The 18078-nt window shown below is 66.4% G+C and carries 9 protein-coding genes; all 9 read left to right on the forward strand.

Annotated features, from left to right (window positions below):
- Positions 1-57 precede the first annotated feature (57 nt).
- The gene (locus V3388_RS12270) at positions 58-990 is read left to right on the forward strand and encodes a LysR family transcriptional regulator (protein WP_336367839.1); all 933 of its coding nucleotides are present in this window, start codon (positions 58-60) and stop codon (positions 988-990) included.
- Positions 987-4586 (forward strand): exodeoxyribonuclease V subunit gamma, encoded by a 3600-nt coding sequence (gene recC, locus V3388_RS12275; RefSeq protein ID WP_336367840.1) that lies wholly within the window; start codon positions 987-989, stop codon positions 4584-4586. Before V3388_RS12270 ends, recC begins: the two co-directional genes overlap by 4 nt.
- Positions 4583-8353, forward strand: coding sequence for an exodeoxyribonuclease V subunit beta (gene recB, locus V3388_RS12280; RefSeq protein ID WP_336367841.1), 3771 nt, complete (start codon positions 4583-4585; stop codon positions 8351-8353). The genes recC and recB overlap by 4 nt, the downstream gene beginning before the upstream one ends.
- Positions 8350-10647 carry an exodeoxyribonuclease V subunit alpha gene (recD, locus tag V3388_RS12285; protein WP_336367842.1) on the forward strand — a complete coding sequence of 766 codons (2298 nt, stop codon included), beginning with the start codon at positions 8350-8352 and terminating at the stop codon, positions 10645-10647. The genes recB and recD overlap by 4 nt, the downstream gene beginning before the upstream one ends.
- Before the next feature lie 56 nt (positions 10648-10703).
- The gene (locus V3388_RS12290) at positions 10704-11696 is read left to right on the forward strand and encodes a GGDEF domain-containing protein (protein ID WP_336367843.1); all 993 of its coding nucleotides are present in this window, start codon (positions 10704-10706) and stop codon (positions 11694-11696) included.
- Complete coding sequence (locus V3388_RS12295; RefSeq protein ID WP_336367844.1) at positions 11693-13453, forward strand: ABC transporter transmembrane domain-containing protein; 1761 nt, start codon at positions 11693-11695, stop codon at positions 13451-13453. The genes V3388_RS12290 and V3388_RS12295 overlap by 4 nt, the downstream gene beginning before the upstream one ends.
- An 83-nt stretch (positions 13454-13536) precedes the next feature.
- Positions 13537-14814: a 4-aminobutyrate--2-oxoglutarate transaminase gene (gene gabT, locus V3388_RS12300; protein ID WP_336367845.1), complete on the forward strand. Its 1278-nt coding sequence runs from the start codon at positions 13537-13539 to the stop codon at positions 14812-14814.
- A 451-nt stretch (positions 14815-15265) separates the two neighbouring features.
- The gene (locus V3388_RS12305; protein ID WP_336367846.1) at positions 15266-16999 is read left to right on the forward strand and encodes a carbohydrate-binding module family 20 domain-containing protein; all 1734 of its coding nucleotides are present in this window, start codon (positions 15266-15268) and stop codon (positions 16997-16999) included.
- Positions 17000-17299: 300 nt separating this feature from the next.
- On the forward strand, positions 17300-18064 hold the full coding sequence (locus tag V3388_RS12310) for a VC0807 family protein (protein WP_336367847.1): 765 nt from the start codon (positions 17300-17302) through the stop codon (positions 18062-18064).
- Positions 18065-18078: the final 14 nt, after the last annotated feature.

Genomic DNA, 18078 nt, shown 5'->3' on the forward strand with positions numbered 1-18078 from the left:
GTCCGGTCTCACTGCCCCGAGACACGCCGACCCTGTGAGCTGCGAGACGCCAACGCCATGGTGAATCTGAGAGATTTTGATCTGAATTTGCTGGTCATTTTCACGAACATCATGGAGCACCGCTCCATTTCCAAAGCCGCCAACGAGCTGGGCCTGTCGCCCTCGGCGGTCAGCCACGCCCTCGGCCGGCTGCGGGACATGCTCAACGATCAGTTGTTCTACCGGACCGCCAAGGGCCTGGAGCCCACCGAGCGGGCCCGGGACATCCTCGGCCAGGTGGAGCACGGGCTGTCCCACCTGTCCAACGCCATCAGCGCCCAGCAGCAGTTTGTACCCGGGGAATCCAACCGGGTGTTCAGCATGCAGATCGCCAACTACCTGTCCGGTTTCTTCCTGCCCGGCTTTACCCACCGTATCCGGGAGGAAGCGCCCAACATCACCATCGACATCCTGCCGTTCTCTATCTCCGCGGACAGCGTGTGGGACCGGGTGGACGTGCAGATCCGCCTGACCCCCGGCCGCCTCAAACCCAAGGCAGTGCGCAGCAAACGGCTGATGGCGGACGATGTGGTGGTGCTGATGCGGCCCGACCACCCCCGGGCGGGCGATCCCATGACCGCCGAGCTGTACGCCCGGCTGCCCCACGTCAAACTGTCCCAGGCTTCCACCGGCACCACGGTGATTGACGACGCGCTGGCCCAGCGGGGGCTGAAGCGCCATTCCGCGCTCATTGTGTCCAGCTGGGACACCATCCCGGACCTGTTGCTGACCACCGACCTGATCGCCATTGCGCCGCGCCACCTGTTGGCCCTGGATCCCCGGCTGAAAGCCCTTAAGTCCGCGCCGCTGCCGCTGGAGGAAGTGGTGTTTTCCTTTGACCTGTGCTGGGATCGCCGGTCCGAAACGGACTCCGGCCACCAGTGGCTGTGCCAGACCGTTATCGACGTGTTCCACGCCCAGATCAAACCCGCCCAAACGAACCGCCCATGACACCGATTGAACCCGGCTTCCACGCCATCCACGCGAATCATCTGGAAGACCTGCGCCGGGCCGTGGTGTTCCTTTGCCAGCAGAACCCGCTGCCGCCCCTGGAAAGCGAGACGTTCCTGGTGCAAAGCAACGGCATCGCGCAGTGGCTGAAGCTGGCGCTGGCGGAGAAACGGGCGGCGGATGGCAACGGCGTGGACGGCGGGCTGGGCATCGCCGCCGGCATGGATTTCCTGTTCCCGGCCCGGTTTATCTGGCAGGCATACCGGGCGGTGCTTCCGGACGGCGAGGTGCCCGAGCAATCCCCGTTCGACAAGCCGCGCTTGCTGTGGCGGCTGTATCGGCTGCTGCCGGCTCTGGTGGGGCAGGACGACGCCTACCTGCCGCTGGCCCGGTTTATCGACGGCACCGACACCGACCTGCGTGTTTTCCAACTGGCGGAGAAAGTGGCGGACCTGTTCGACCAGTACCAGGTCTTCCGTGCCGACTGGCTGGCGGCCTGGGAACAGGGTGGCGATGTCATCATCACCGCCCGTGGAGAGGAGCGCCCACTGGAGGCCGACACCCGCTGGCAGGCCATGCTCTGGCGCGCCCTGGTGGACGACATCGGCGCCGACGCCCACACCAGCCGCTCGCGCATCCACACCCGGTTCATGGCCCAGGGCCAGGCCATGGCGGCACCGGCCAACCCGGGCCGACTGCCCCGGCGCATTGTGGTGTTTGGGGTCTCGTCCCTGCCCCGGCAGGCGCTGGAAGCCCTGTACGTGCTCAGCCGCTTCAGCCAGGTGGTGCTGTGCGTCCACAACCCCTGCCAATTCTACTGGGCGGACATCATCAGCGACCGGGAACTGCTGAAGGCGCAGCGCAAGCGGGGTGCCGCCCATCCGGTGCTGTCCCGGCTGGACGACCCGGACCAGCTCCACCAGCACGCCAACCCGCTGCTGGCCGCGTGGGGCAAGCAGGGCCGGGACTACATCCGGCTGCTGGACGAGTTCGATAACCCGGACGAGTACCGGGCCAGCTTCCAGACCCCGGGCCAGAAGATCGACATCTTCACCGACCACGGCAATCCCGCCGCGCCCCGCCTGTTGCACCAGATCCAGGACGACATCCACAACCTGACCCCGCTGCAGGAAATTCGCGCCCAGCAGCGCACGGTGGACCTGGCCGCCGACCGCTCCGTGATGTTCCACGAGGCCCACAGCCCCCAACGGGAAGTGGAGATCCTGCACGATCAGCTGCTGGCCGCCTTCAACGCCGACCCGACGCTGCGGCCCCGGGATGTGATTGTGATGGTGCCGGACATCAACGTCTACGCGCCCCATATCCAGGCGGTGTTTGGCCTTCACGCCACCGACAGCAAACGCCACATCCCGTTCACGATTTCCGACCAGGGCCAACGCCACCACGAGCCGATCCTGATTGCCCTGGAGACGCTGCTGTCGCTGCCCGGCAGCCGCTTTGGCGTGAGCGAGATCCTGAGCCTGCTGGAAGTGCCCGGCCTGCGGGACCGTTTTGACATCCACGAGGACGAATTGCCCCTGGCCCGGCGCTGGGTAGAGGGGGCCAACATCCGTTGGGGCCTGCATGGCCAGCATCGGGAAAGCCTCGATCTGCCCGCGGAGCTCGACCGCAACACCTGGCAGTCCGGGCTCCGTTCAATGCTGCTCGGTTACGGGATGGGCGACGACGAGCCCTGGGCCGGCGTGGAACCCTACGGCGAAATCGGCGGCCTTCAGGCCAGCCTGGCGGGCCGTCTGCAGGGCTTTGTGCACCAGCTCGATTGCCTCTGGAGATCACTGCAGGAGGCGCGTACGCCGCCGCAGTGGGAAGCATTGCTTTCAGGCATGCTGGAGGGATTCTTCCACCGGGTGGAGGGGCACGATCTGCTCCTGCTGAACCGTTTTCGCCGCCAGCTTGAGCAGTGGCTCGACCATGCCCTCGCCGCCGGCCTCACGGACCAGCCACTGCCCCTGAACATCCTCCGGGACGTGCTGCTCCAAGGCCTGGATGAGGGTGGCCTGAACCAGCGCTTCCTCGCCGGCAAAGTAAACTTTGCCACCCTGATGCCGATGCGGGCGATTCCGTTCCGAGTGGTGTGCCTGCTGGGCATGAACGACGGCGACTATCCCCGGTCCCGTCCGCCGGTGGATTTCGATCTGATGGCCCGGGATTACCGGCCGGGGGATCGCTCCCGCCGGGAGGACGACCGCTACCTGTTCCTGGAGGCGCTGCTGTCCGCCCGGGGGCAGCTGTACATCAGTTGGGTGGGCCGCAGCATCCGGGACGATTCCGAGCGCCCGCCGTCGGTGCTGGTGTCCCAGCTTCGGGACCACCTGGACGGCCTGTGGTCGATCGCCGGCGCCCCCGGCCAGCCGGTGAGCGCCGCCCTGACCACCCGGCACCCCCTGCAGCCGTTCAGCCGGGCCTATTTTCCCGCCGCCAACGGTGACAACGGCAACCCCGACCAGCCCCGGCCGCTGGCGGACATCCTGCGGGACCGCCGGCTGTTCACCTACGAGCGGGAATGGCGCAGCGCCCATGGCGCCGGGAGCGAGGACACGGTGCCGGCCGGCCTGCCGTACCGGGCCCCGGAAGAGCCGATCGGCCTGGCGGACCTGGCCACCTTCCTGAAAGCGCCCATCGACCATTTTTACCAGCGCCGCCTGCAGGTGCGTTTTGAGACCGTGGACGACGACGACACCGACAACGAAAACTTCGACCTAGACGGCCTCGACCGCTGGCGCCTGGACAACGAGCTGATTGCCGAGGCGGTCCTCAAAGCCGGCGATGACGATGACCTGCAAGACCGCCTGACCCGCACCCTGGACCGCATGGCCCGGCGCGGCGACCTGGGCATGGGCGTGACCGAGCACCGGCTGCGAAGCGAACTGGCCGGGCGCCTGCCGGACTTGTTCGGGCGTTATCAACAGGCCCTGGCGGACTGGCCCAGAGCGCTGCCCGAGCCGGAACCGTTCAGTTACCGCTTCACCGACGCCACCGGCACCGTGGAGGTGGCCGACCTGATTGGCAACCTTCGCGCCAACGCCAACGGCGACCGATGCCGGCTGGTGGTGGCCAGCGCCGGCCTGCTGGCTGGCGCCGGGTCCGGCAAGAAAATCCGCTACGCCAACCTGCTGCGGGACTGGGTAATTCACCTGGCCGGCCAGCTCGACGGCCCGGGCTTTGAGACCCGGATCCTGGCCAAGGAAGAGAAGCGGGAGTTCCGGTTTCCGCCGCTCCCACCGGAGGCCGCCCGATCCCGGTTCGAGGCCATCCTGGCCCGCTGGATGGAGGCCACCACCCGCCCGTTGCCGCTGCACAGCGACGCCGGTTTTGCCTGGATCTACAGCTACTACCAGAGCCGGGATTTCAAAGGCGACCACGAGCGCGCCGCCGAGCAGTCCCGCCAGACCTACACCCTCGCCCTGGAGCGGGACGCCGGCTACCTTCGGGGCACCTACGACAGCGCAGACGCGTTGCTGGCCAGCGGCGAGTTCGACGCCCTGCTGCACCAGCTGTACCTGCCGCTGTGGGAAGCGGAGCAGGGCAAGTCGGCGGCCGAGCAGCTTGGCTACCCCCATGAGGAGCAGACATGACCGACGCCAGCCTCCAGCCGGACGGAGCCGACACCACCCAGGCCGGGGTCGCGGGCACAGCCCGCAGCGCCACCCTGGACCCGCTGACCCTGCCGTTGCACGGCAGCGCGCTGATCGAAGCCAGCGCCGGTACCGGCAAGACCTTCACCATCGCCATCCTGTACGTACGCCTGATCCTGGGCCACGGCCAGCCGGCAGGCAGCCCGCTGCAAGACCTGCTGCCGCCCAACCTGCTGGTGGTTACTTTCACCGACGCCGCCACCAAGGAGCTGCGGGACCGTATCCGCACCCGGCTGACCCAGGCCGCTGAGGTGTTTTCGGAGAACCCGGACCAGACCGTGCCGACCCCGGAAACCGCCCTGATCCACCAACTCCGGGACCAGAGCTATCCGGACCCGGCCACCTGGGCCGATTGCCGCCGCAAGCTGCTGCTGGCCGCGGAGTGGATGGATGAGGCCGCGGTGTCCACTATCCACGGCTGGTGTAACCGCATGCTCAGCGAGCACGCCTTCGACAGCGGCAGCCTGTTCCGGCTGACCCTGGAAACCGATCAGAGCGAGCTGCTGGACAACGTGGTGCGCGACTACTGGCGCACCTACGTGTACCCGCTGCCGCCGGCGCTGATGGACGAGTTCCTGGGCCACTGGACCACCCCGGACGCCCTGCGCGCCTCGGTGCGCAGCCTGCTGGACGATCCGGCCAGCCTGGGTGCGCCGCCGGAATCCGTGCACGAGGCCATCGATGCGGTGGTCGGCCAGCGGCTCGAGCAGGCCAGGGCGCTCAAACGCCACCCCTGGGGCCCGTGGCGGGACGAGGTCACCGACCTGCTCAACGCCCTCAACAAAAGCAAACGGCTGCACGGCGCCAGCAAGAACGCCATGCTCAAGGTGTGGGATCTCCTGGTGGACTGGGCCGGGTCCGACGCGTTGCTGCCGGACAAGCTGGGCACCGCCGCGGGCTACACCAACCAGACCCCGGATGGCCTGGCCGCCATCCTCAAGGGCGACGGACCTGTCCCCGGGCACCCCGCCTTTGCCGCCATCGAAGCCATCATCGAATTCGGCCAGCAGCCCCCCAGCGCCCGGGCCGATATCCTGCGCCACGCCAGCCAATGGATCGCCCGACGGCTGGAGGCGGAAAAGCAGCGGCGCGCGGAAATGGGCTTCGATGACCTGCTGACCCGCCTGGACGACGCCCTGCACGGGCCCCGGGGCGAGCAACTGGCCGCCACCATCCGCCACCAGTTCCCGGTGGCGCTGATCGACGAATTCCAGGACACGGACCCGGTGCAGTACCGCATTTTCAACCGGATTTACCCGGTGGCGGCCAACCGCCCGGACACCTGCCTGCTGATGATCGGTGACCCGAAACAGGCCATCTACGGCTTCCGGGGCGCGGACATCTACACCTACCTGAAGGCCCGCGAGGGCGTGCAGGATCGCACCTACACCCTGGGCACCAACTACCGCTCGGCGCAGAGCATGGTGCGCGCGGTCAACCGGGTGTTCGATTACAGCGACCAGCACAGCCCGCGGGGTGCCTTCCTGTTCGGCCGTGGCGACGCCACGCCGCTGCCGTTCCAGAGTGTGAACGCCAACGGCACCCAGCGGGCGTGGTGCGTGAACGGAGAACCCCAGCCCAGCCTCGTGTTCTGGACTCTCGACGGCCCTGAAGCCAGTGCCGGCGGCCCGCGCAAATCGGTTACCAAGGGCGCCGCCACCGCCGAACTGGCGGAAAGCTGCGCCAGCGAGATCGTCCGGCTGCTGGCCCTGGGCCAGTCCGGCGACGCTGGCTTTGCCCGGACGGACAAACCGGATGACCTGGCGCCGTTGCGCCCCGGGGACATCGCGGTGCTGGTGAACAACCGCAACGAGGCCGCTGCCGTTCGGGAGGCCCTGGGACGCCGGAGCGTGAAGAGCGTGTACCTGTCCGACCGGGACTCGGTACTGGCGTCCCCGGAGGCCGCGGAAGTGCTGTGCTGGCTGCGGGCCTTTGCCGAACCCCGGCAACTGGCCCTGATCCGCGCGGCCCTGGCCACACCCACGCTGGGGCTGAGCTGGCCGGCGCTGGATCGGCTGCTGACGGACGAGCAGGCGCTGGAGCAGGAAATCGACCGGTTCCAGGGCTATCAGCGCCAGTGGCAGACCCAGGGTGTGTTGCCGGTGCTGCGCAGTTTTCTGATGGATTTTGGTATCCCAGGCCGCCTTCTAAGCCGACCGGACGGTGAGCGAAGGCTTACTGACCTTCTCCACATCGCCGAGCTGTTGCAACAGGACAGCCTGCAGCTGGACGGCGAGCACGCCCTGGTGCACCACTTCACCCAGATCCTGCGGGCGGCGGATGAGGAAGACGAGCACCGGACCCTGCGCCTGGAAAGCGACGCCGGCCTGGTGAAAGTGATCACCGTGCACAAATCCAAGGGCCTGGAATACCCGCTGGTGTTCCTGCCCTTCGGGACCGCGTTTCGGGGCGAGAATGACAAGCAGGCCTTTGTGCGCTACCACGACGACACGGGCCGGCGGGTTACGGTGTTTGATCCCACGCCCGACGACGTGGAACGGGCGGATCAGGAACGGCTCGGGGAGGACATCCGCAAGCTCTACGTGGCCCTGACCCGGGCCCGGTTTGCCACCTGGGTTGGAGCGGCGGCTCTGGAGAACTGGCCCCGCAGCGCCCTGGGATACGCCCTTGCCGGCTCGCCGGAGCGGTCCATCGCCGAGGCCCTGGCGCGCCTGGCCGGGGGCCAACCGGACATCGCCGCGGCGCCGCTACCGGCTCCAGACGACGCCCGGTTCACCGACACCGCCCCGGACCGGCTGGGGCCGGCCCTGGCCTCGTCGCGGGTGGCTGCGGAAGACTGGTGGATTGCCAGCTACTCCAGCATCGAATACGCGGGCCTCTCCGGCACCGGCGTCACCTTCACCGGGGAGGTGGAGGACGCCCAGACCCAGAACCTGCTCGAAGAGAGCGCCCAGGACGACGACACCGGCGCAGCGCCGGCGCCCGGCTTATGGGATCATCATCATTTCCCCAAGGGCGCTGGCCCCGGCACCTTCCTGCACGAGCTGTTGGAGTGGTGCGCGGCACAGGGCTTTGCTCAGGTTGTGGATAACCCGGCCCTGCTGCGGGATCAGCTCACCCGTCGCTGCAGCACCCGGGGCTGGACCGAGTGGGTCGAGCCCCTGCACCACTGGCTGCTGTCACTGATGCGCACCCCCCTGACGCTCAACCGTAGCACCCGGCAGAGGGCCGCCCTGGTGGACCTGGGCACGTTGCGCCCGGAGCTGGAATTCTGGTTCGAAAGCCGGAACGTCCCGGTTCAGACCCTGGACCGCCTGGTCAGCCGGTATACGCTCAACGGCGCTGACCGACCCCGGGTTGAGGCCAACCGCTTCAACGGCATGCTCAAGGGCTTTATCGACCTGGTGTTTGAACACGGGGGGCAATATTACGTGCTGGACTACAAATCCAATGCCCTGGGCGAGACGGACGCCGCCTACACCGACCAGGCCATGGGCGAAGCCATTCTGGACAAACGTTATGACCTGCAATACGTGCTCTACCTGCTGGCCCTGCACCGGCTGCTGAAGGCCCGGCTGCCCGGCTACCGCTATGAACAGCACGTCGGCGGCGCCGTCTACCTGTTCCTTCGGGGTGTGCATTCCGCCACGGGCGGGGCCTTTACCGACAAACCACCAAAAGCGTTGATCGAACAGCTCGATGCGCTGTTTGACGGGGAACCGGTGTCCGGGGAGGTGGCCGCATGAGCCGGAACCGCGATACCAATCCGCAGATTGCCTTCGATCTGGGCGATCTGCGCGATCGGGACAACCCGGGCCAAGACGCCCCCTTGGAGGCGGCAACCAGAGTGCCTGTGGATAACTCCGCCGTGCTGACCAGCCTGTACGCCACCGAGGCGCTGCTGCACCAGTGGCAGCAGGCGGGCTGGATTCGCCCGCTGGACCTGGGTTTTGCCCGACTGATCCGGGAGCTGTGTGAGGCACCAGGGGATGGGCAGCCGGCCGGGCAGGGCGCGGGCCCCTCGCCGCTGGTGCTGCTGCTGGCGGCACTGACCTCCCACCAGGTGGGCCGGGGCCACGTCTGTATCGACCTCTCGGCGCTGCTGACGGACGCGGCCCAGACGCTGGCTCTGCCACCGGAGGAACCCATCGGCCCGGGGCCGGCGATCGAGCGATCCGCCGATCTGGACGACCGGCACCCCCAGGACCTGCTGGCCCGGGTGCCACTGCCTGACTGCCTGGCCGCTCTGCGGGCCTCGCCGGCCGTCAGCGACGGCACCGTTCCCGCTCCCCTGGTGCTGAGCGGCAACCGGCTCTATCTGCGCCGGTTCTGGCGCTACGAGCAGGGCATTGCCCAGGGCATTCGCCAACGGCTGGCGCAACCCTCGCCGCTGGCAGACCCCCAAGCACCGGCCGCGCGCACCCTGTCACAGGCGCTCGCCGCGCTGTTCGGCAACGCCGGCGAGGTGGACTACCAGACACTGGCGTGCGCGGTGGCCGCCCGGCACCGGTTCGCGGTGATCACCGGCGGGCCCGGCACCGGTAAGACCACCACGGTGGTCAACCTGCTGGCGGCCCTGCAGGCGGTGGCCGGGGCCGATCCGGTGCGGGCAGGGCGGCGATACCGCATCCGCCTGGCGGCGCCCACCGGCAAAGCCGCCGCCCGCCTGAACGAATCCATTGGCGGTGCCGTCCGGCGGCTGCCGTTGGACGCATTACCGGGCAGGGTCACGGTGGACGACATCCCCACCCAGGTCACCACCCTGCACCGGCTGCTGGGTAGCCGTCCGGACAGCCGCCGATTCCGCCATAACCGGGACAACCCGCTGCCGGTGGACATTCTGGTGATTGACGAAGCCTCCATGGTGGACGTGGACCTGATGGCCTCCGTGTTCGACGCCCTGCCCGCCCAGGCCCAGCTCATCCTGCTGGGGGACAAGGACCAGCTCGCGTCGGTGGACGCCGGCGCGGTGCTCGGCGAACTCTGCCAGCGCGCCCTGGCCGCCCACTACACGCCGGAAACCGCTGACTGGCTGGCCGCCGTTACCGGCGCCCGGGTCCCTGACCAGCTCATCGATCCGGCCGGCCGGCCCCTCGACCAGGCCGTCGCGATGCTGCGCAGGAGCTATCGCTTCAGCCAGGACAGCGGCATCCGCCGGTTGGCGGAGGCGGTTAACGCCGGGTCACTCAGCGGCTCCGTGATGCAGCAGATCCGTACGGCGGCCGTCGACGACGTGATCTGGCTGAACGGGCACCACCCCGCACCGGAGGCCGAACAGACCCTGGCGCTGATCCAGCAGCACGCGGTGACCGGCTCCCCGGACCGGTTCCGAAACGCCGGGCAGGGGCGCCGGATGAACGACCGGGCGCTGCCACCGCCGGTGGGCTATCGCCACTACCTGGCACTGATCCGGGGTGCCGCGCTCTCCGCTGACAGTCCCCGGGACGCCTGGGATGCCCACGCCCGGGCCGTGTTGGAGGCGTTCGGCGATTTTCAGGTGCTGTGCGCCCTGCGCCGGGGTCCCTGGGGCGTGGAAGGCCTGAACCAGAGCATCGCCGCGCAACTGCGGGCGGAAGGCCTGATCGAGAGCACCGATGGCTGGTACCCGGGCCGGCCGGTGCTGGTGACCGGCAACGACTACAACCTGGGCCTGATGAACGGCGACATCGGCATCACCCTGCGGGTGCCCTGGGATACCGGGGCCGACGGAGCGCCCCGGGACACCCTGCGGGTCGTCTTCCCGAACGCGGACAGCAGTGGTGGCATCCGCTGGATATCCCCCAGCCGGCTGCAACAGCTCGAGACGGTGTACGCCATGACGGTGCACAAATCCCAGGGCTCCGAGTTCAATCACACCTGCCTGGTGCTGCCAGACCGGCTCAGCCCGGTGCTGACCCGGGAGCTGGTGTACACCGGCATTACCCGGGCCCGGAACTGGTTCAGCCTGATCACCGGGGATGCCCGGGTGCTGGCGGACAGTGTGGGGCAGCAAGTGGTGCGGGCCTCCGGACTGGCCGGCGCCCTGACCGCATCCGCGTGAGCGGATCTGTCGTATTTGCGGACAACCTCAACTATGATCAAAGGACGCCCCCTTTCTTGATTGCTCCGACCATGACCGACGCCCCCGAGGATGCCCTTGACGCGTCCCTGAGCCCCGATGACGCGATCCGTGCCCTGGAAGCGACACGGGCCGAACAGCAGGCCACCATTGACCGTCTTGAGAAAATGGCGTCGCTCATTCCCGGGGTGATCTATCAGTTTGAAATGCGTCCGGACGGCACCATTCGCTTCCCCTACGCCAGCGCCGGCATCGAGCGCATCTACGACGTCACCCCGGACCAGGTAACGCAGGACGCGAGCATCGTGTTCGATGTCATCCATCCCGACGACCGCAAGATGGTCAGCGATTCCATTGAGCTGTCCCGCCGCACCGGATACGACTGGACCTGCGAATACCGGGTCATCAACCACGGCCAGGTGATCTGGGTGTTTGGCCAGGCCCGGCCGGAGTTCGAGGACGACGGCACCGTGCTCTGGCACGGCGCCATCCTGGACGTCACCGCCCAGAAGACCCTGGAAGCGAAACTGCGCAACCTCGCCACCACGGACGAGTTGACCGGGGCCGCCAATCGCCGGCGGTTCATGGAGATTTTGTCCTCGGAGTTTCAGCGCTTCCAACGCCAGGGCACCGTGTACAGCCTGATCCTGATGGATTTCGACTGGTTCAAGACCGTCAACGACCGCTTCGGCCACAGCGTCGGCGACCGGGTTCTGCAACAGTTCAGCCAGCGGGTCCAGACAGAGCTGCGCAGCACCGATACGTTCGCCCGGATCGGCGGCGAGGAATTTGCCCTGCTGGTGACCAGCAGCACCACCGAGCAGGCCCGGGCCCTGGCCGAGCGAATCCGCACCGCCATCGAGGGGCTCCGGTTTGACGGGTCGGGGGACCTGCGCGGCACCATCACCTGTGGCGTTGCCACCGTCGACGCCGCCGATACCGACGCCGGTGACCTGGTCGTGCGGGCCGACCGGGCGCTCTACCAGGGCAAGGACCAGGGCCGAAATCGGGTGGTGGTGTACCAGGCATGATGCAGGAACGCCACCGCAAGGCCCTGGCCCTGGTCACCGGCTTCATTCGCCCTTATCGCAACGCCGTTGCCGGCGCCCTGGTCGCGCTGGTGTTCACCGCTGGCATCACCCTGGGCCTGGGGCAGGGGCTGCGCATCCTGGTCGACCAGGGGCTGGCCACCGAATCACCCGCGGCCCTGGCCCGGGCCATTGGCCTGTTCTTCATTCTGGTGCTGGGGTTGGCGTTCGGCTCGTTTGCCCGGTTTTATCTGGTGTCCTGGATTGGCGAGCGGGTGGTGTCGGACATCCGCAAGACCGTGTTCAACCACCTGATTGATCTGACCCCGGGGTTCTTCGAGCAGAACCGGGCCCTGGAAATCCAGTCCCGGTTTACCGCCGACACCACGGTGCTGCAGTCGGTGATCGGCTCGACCGTCTCCATCGCCCTGCGCAATGCGCTCATGCTGGTGGGCGGGCTGGCGCTGTTGTTCGTCACCAACGCCAAGCTGGCCAGCATCATCCTGCTGGGGTTTCCCCTGGTGATCGCGCCCATCCTGTTCTACGGCCGACGGGTGCGGGCGCTGTCCCGCTTGAGCCAGGATCGGGTCGCGGATGTAGGCAGCTACGTGGGGGAAAATCTCAGCCAGATCAGAACAGTACAGGCGTTCAACCACCAACCCCACGACCGCCAGTACTTCTCCGAGGTGTCCGAACGGGCCTTTGACATCGCCCGCCAGCGCATCCGCCAACGGGCCTGGCTGACCACACTGGCCATTTCCCTGGTGATGGGCGCTGTCGGCATTGTGATCTGGATTGGCGGCCTGGATGTGATCCACGGGCGCATCAGCCCGGGGGAGCTGGCCGCGTTTGTGTTTTACAGCCTACTTGTCGGGGTCGCCGCCGGCGCCATCAGCGAAGTGATCGGGGAGCTGCAACGCGCTGCCGGCTCCGCCGCCCGGCTGTTTGAACTGCTTCAAACGGCGCCGGATCGGCACCCCGATGCCGCCACCGCCACACTGCCGGCCCGGGTGACCGGCGCGCTGGTCCTGGAGGATCTGACTTTCTGTTACCCGGGGCGGACGGGCACGCCGGCGATTGATCAGCTCTCGCTGACGATTCACCCCGGCGAAACCCTGGCGCTGGTCGGCCCGTCCGGCGCCGGCAAATCCACCCTGTTCGATCTGCTGCTGGCGTTCTACCCGGCCACCGCCGGGCGCATTCTCCTGGACGGGGTGGACACCGCCACGGTGGCACTGACCGACCTGCGCCGGTGCTTTGCCCTGGTGCCCCAGAACCCGGCCCTGTTCCACGGCACGGTAGCGGATAACCTGCGCTACGCCCGCCCGGACGCCTCTGGGGGGGACATCGAGCAGGCCGCCCGCATCGCCCACGCCCATGAGTTCATCCAGGCCTTGCCCCAGGGCTACGACACACCCCTCGGAGACGGCGGGCAGGGACTGTCCGGCGGCCAGCGTCAACGCCTGGCCATCGCCCGGGCGCTGCTGGCCGACGCGCCCATCCTGCTTCTGGACGAAGCCACCAGTGCCCTGGACGCGGAAAGCGAACATCTGATCCAGCAGGCCATGCCCTCTCTCACCGCCGGCCGTACCACCCTGGTGATTGCCCACCGCCTGGCCACGGTCCGGGACGCCGACCGCATTGCGGTGATGGACCAGGGCCGCCTGCTGGCCGTGGGCCGGCACGACGAGCTGCTGCGCACCAGTGACCTCTATCGACGGCTCGCGAGCCTGCAATTCCGGGATGCCCCCGCCGACTGACCCATTGGTCGGTTTGTGGCGGGCCGCCGTACTCCTTACACTGGGGTGTAAACCTACTCACTCCAGAACAGGAGGATCGCAAAGTGAGCAATCAAGAATTGCAGGCACTCAAAGAACGTTACGTTGCGGCGGGCGCAGCAAGTCCCAATGAGCAGTTTGCCGATCATGCACTGAACGCGGAGGTCTGGGACGCCGACGGGCGCCGGATGATCGACTTTGCCGGCGGCATCGGCGTGCTCAACGTGGGCCACCGGCACCCGAAAGTGGTGGAGGCGGTCAAGGCGCAGCTGGACAAGCTGATGCACACCTGCCAGACGGTGATGCCCTACGAGGGCTACGTGAAAGTCGCCCAGAAGCTGAGTGAAATGGTGCCGGTGAAAGGCCACGGCAAGGTGATGCTGGCCAACTCCGGCGCCGAGGCCCTGGAAAACGCCGTCAAGATTGCCCGGGCCGCCACCGGCAAGAACAACGTGATCTGCTTTGACGGCGGTTACCACGGCCGTACCTTCTTCACCATGGCCATGAACGGTAAGGCCGCGCCTTACCAGACGTCCTTTGGACCCATGCCCGGTCTGGTCTATCGCGCGCCATACCCGGTGTCGTACCACGGCATCACCGAGGAAGACGCGCTGCGCGGCCTGGCGATGACCATGAAGGCCGATTCCCCGGCCCACGAGACCGCAGCCATCGTGCTAGAACCGGTCCTGGGTGAGGGGGGGTTCTACCCGGCGCCAACCAGTTTCCTGAAAGCCATCCGCAAGATCTGCGACGAGAACGACATCCTGATGATCGTCGACGAAGTGCAGAGCGGCTTTGGCCGGACCGGCAAGCTGTTCGCCATCGAGCACAGCGGCGTTGAGCCGGACATCATGACCATGGCCAAATCCATGGCGGACGGCATGCCCATTTCTGCCGTCGTGGGTACCGACAAGGTGATGGATTCCTCCGGCCCGAACTCACTGGGCGGCACCTACACCGGCAGCCCGACCGCCTGCGCCGCAGCCTTGGCGGTATTCGACGTGATCAAGGAAGAGGACATCCTGGGTAAGAGCCAGCGCCTGGGGGATAAACTCAAGCAACGGTTCAGCCAGTGGCAGGACCAGTTCGAGCATGTGGATAACGCCCGCAACCTTGGCCCCATGGCGGCGTTTGAGCTGGTGGAAAGCAAAGCGTCCCACAAGCCGATGCCTGAACTCGCCGGTGCCATCACCAAGAAAGCCAAGGAAAAGGGGCTGATCCTGCTCAGCTGCGGGATGTACGGCAACACCCTGCGCTTTTTGATGCCGGTAACCATCGAGGATGAGGTGCTGGACGAAGGACTCAATATCGTCGAGGCGTGTCTCAAGGAGGTGGGTGCCTGACGGGTACCGTATCTTTTGGACACCAAAGGCCGGGCGTTTGCCCGGCTTTTTTTGTCTTGGCTTTGGTGCAAGAGCGGAGCGGTGAGCCCCGTCAGGAAACACGCTCCTTGCGGCACCCCTCCGGGGTCCAGCCTGCAATCGCAGATTGCAGTCGCTCGGTTGTCGCATGAAGCTTCGCTTCATAAACGCTCGACCTCGCCCATGTGACGCTTGGCCTCCGCCATCCCTGGCTCCGGACAGTTTCCTGACGGAGCTCACCGCTCCGCTCACCTGGCCATGGATGTGACAAAAAACAATACCCTTCCTGCAACTACGCCCCCCTTTTTCTATTTCAGGATGTGCCTGACGCGCCTTGATCATTGCATGGTGCATAAACCGGCCCGTTGAACAAAAAACCAACAACCCAAGCCGGCAACAATGCACCACAACAACGACAACACAGGAGCATGTCATGATCTCCCTATCCCGACTGGCGGCCGGTGCCGCCCTCGCGCTGGCGCTGACCGCGCCGGCAACGCAGGCCGAAGCCGGCGTGTTTGTGCATCTGTTCGAATGGAAATGGTCCGATGTGGCCCAGGAGTGCGAGAATTTTCTCGGGCCCAAGGGCTTCAGCGCCGTGCAGGTGTCACCGCCTCAGGAGCATATCCAGGGCAGCGCCTGGTGGACGCGCTATCAACCGGTCAGCTATCAGCTCAGCAGCCGCAGCGGCGACGAAGCGGCGTTTGCCGACATGGTCCAGCGGTGCAACGCCGCCGGCGTGGATGTCTACGCCGACGCCGTGATCAACCACATGGCCAACGGCAGCGGTACGGGCACCGGTGGGTCCGCTTACAATTCCGGCGCCATGAGCTACCCGATATACAGCAGCAACGATTTCCACAGCCCCTGCACCATCAACCCCGAGGATTATGGCAACAACGCCGGGCGCGTCCGCACCTGCCAGCTGGTCGGGCTGCCGGACCTGGATACCGGGGATAACTACGTGCAGGACACCCTGGCGGGCTATCTGAACCACCTGGCGTCGCTGGGGGTCAAAGGCGTCCGGATTGACGCGGCCAAGCACATGGCGCCTGGGGATATTGCCGGCATCCTGTCCCGGGTGACCGACCCGCTCTACGTGTTCCAGGAGGTGATCGACCTGGGCGGCGAGGCGGTCAGCGCCAACGAATATACCGGCACCGCCGATGTCACCGAATTTCGCTACAGCGCATCCATCGGTGACGTGTTCAAGAATCAGCGCCTGGCTTATCTGAACGCCTTTGGCGAAAGCTGGGGCTTTATCGCCGGTGGCAACGCCGTGGTCTTCACCGACAACCACGACAACCAGCGCGGGCACGGCGCGGGGGGCAGCAACGTGCTGACCTACAAGAACGGTGCCCTGTATAACCTGGCCAACGTGTTCATGCTGGGCTGGCCCTACGGCTACCCGAAAGTCATGTCCAGCTACGCCTTCTCCGACAGCGACCAGGGGCCGCCGGCTCAGCCGGTGTACCAGAACGGCAGCGCCCAGTGCGGCGGGGCCTGGATCTGTGAACACCGATGGAGCTCGATTGCCAATATGGTGGCGTTCCGCAACGCGACTGACGGCACCGGCGTGAACGGCTGGTGGGATAACGGCAACAACCAGATTGCGTTCAACCGGGGCAGCAAGGGCTTTGTCGCCATCAATCGTGAAGGAGGGGCGCTGTCACGAACCTTCGCCACCTCGCTGCCGGATGGCCAGTATCGAAACGTGGCCGGCGATAACGCCTGCGTGACGGTGCAGGGCGGCCAGGTGAACCTGAATATTCCCGCCATGTCCGCCGCCGCGCTTCATATCGGAGCGCCCTGTGACGGCGGGAGCGGGTCCGGTGGCGCCGGAGCTGGCAGTGGCACGGCGACGACCGTCAGCGTCACCTTCGAGTGCGCCAATGGCACGACCCAGTTGGGCCAGAGCGTGTATGTGACTGGCAACCTGCCGGCGCTGGGCAACTGGTCACCGGCGAGCGCCCTCAAGCTCGACCCGGTCAGCTACCCGACCTGGACCGGGCAATTTGACCTGCCGGCCAACACCGCCGTGGAGTGGAAGTGCCTGAAACGGAGCGAATCCGACCCGTCGGCGCTTCAGGTCTGGGAGGGCGGCGCGAATAACACGCTTCAGACCGGTGCCAGCGGATCCGCGACGAGCACGACCGGGAGTTTCTGACGCGACGCTGGGTTGAGGTGCCTGTATATGGCCGGCGGCGGTGGTGAGTATAGGCGCTCCAAAACTGTGCGGCGCCAGGGATGGCGCCGCTCAAGCGTCACATGGACGTGCCGCAAGGAGCGCGTTTTGGAGCGCCTATACTCACCACCGACTTGCACTCAACACGATAGGCCGGCGGGTTGCCGGTGCCTGGAGCCGTAGCGGTTACCCGGCCCCCGGGATTCATCGTATACTGCCGGACAACCGTTCCGGCAGTGCCCCCTCCGGGCCTGCCCGTGTGTCACCCAACAGGCAGCGTTCATGACCTCCCGACCGTCTTCCCCAGCCCACGACCACAAACCCCGCCCGTGGATCGACCTGCTGGTCAGTATCGTCATCCCGTCCGTTATCCTGATGAAATTCAGCGGCGAAGACCGCCTCGGCAGCGTCAACGCCCTGATTCTGGGGCTGGCGTTTCCGTTGGCCTGGGGCCTGTTTGAACTGATCCGCTATCGCAAGAAAAATTTCATCGCACTGCTGGGCCTGATCAGCGTCATGCTCACCGGGGGTATTGGCCTGCTCGAGCTGAACGCCCGCTGGCTCGCCATCAAGGAAGCCGCGGTACCGGCCATCATCGGCATTGCCGTACTGGTGTCCACCCGGACCAAATACCCGCTGGTGCGCACCTTGCTGTACAACCCCTCCGTGCTGGATGTGGATAAAATCCAGCAGACCCTGCGAGAGCGAGGCAACGAAAACGAATTCGAGCGGCGGCTGTTGAACGCCACCTACATGTTCGCCGGCACCTTCGCGTTTTCCTCGGTGATGAACTACGTGCTGGCCCGCTGGATCGTGAACAGCCCTTCCGGTACCGAAGCGTTTAACGAAGAGCTCGGCCGGATGACGCTCGTTAGCTACCCGATGATCGCCATTCCGTCGATGGTCATGATGATGCTGATCTTCTATTACCTGTGGCGCACCATCCGGCGCCTGACCGACCACACCCTTGAGGAGGTAATGGCGCCCCATCTTCTTGAAAAAGAAAAGAAAAAGTCGGAAAAGCGGGAATCAGACGGGCACCGCTGAGGGGTCCGGTTGCC

Origin of the sequence: Marinobacter sp. C2H3 (assembly GCF_037080155.1) — a bacterium.
In the GTDB taxonomy this organism is placed as follows: Bacteria; Pseudomonadota; Gammaproteobacteria; order Pseudomonadales; family Oleiphilaceae; genus Marinobacter.

What these genes read in the sequence shown, in the direction of transcription:
- recC (WP_336367840.1), top strand. Translation starts at nt 987, where the DNA reads ATGACACCGATTGAACCCGGCTTCCACGCCATCCACGCGAATCATCTG.
- recD (WP_336367842.1), top strand. Translation starts at nt 8,350, where the DNA reads ATGAGCCGGAACCGCGATACCAATCCGCAGATTGCCTTCGATCTGGGC.
- V3388_RS12305 (WP_336367846.1), top strand. Translation starts at nt 15,266, where the DNA reads ATGATCTCCCTATCCCGACTGGCGGCCGGTGCCGCCCTCGCGCTGGCG.
- V3388_RS12310 (WP_336367847.1), top strand. Translation starts at nt 17,300, where the DNA reads ATGACCTCCCGACCGTCTTCCCCAGCCCACGACCACAAACCCCGCCCG.
- V3388_RS12270 (WP_336367839.1), top strand. Translation starts at nt 58, where the DNA reads ATGGTGAATCTGAGAGATTTTGATCTGAATTTGCTGGTCATTTTCACG.
- recB (WP_336367841.1), top strand. Translation starts at nt 4,583, where the DNA reads ATGACCGACGCCAGCCTCCAGCCGGACGGAGCCGACACCACCCAGGCC.
- V3388_RS12295 (WP_336367844.1), top strand. Translation starts at nt 11,693, where the DNA reads ATGATGCAGGAACGCCACCGCAAGGCCCTGGCCCTGGTCACCGGCTTC.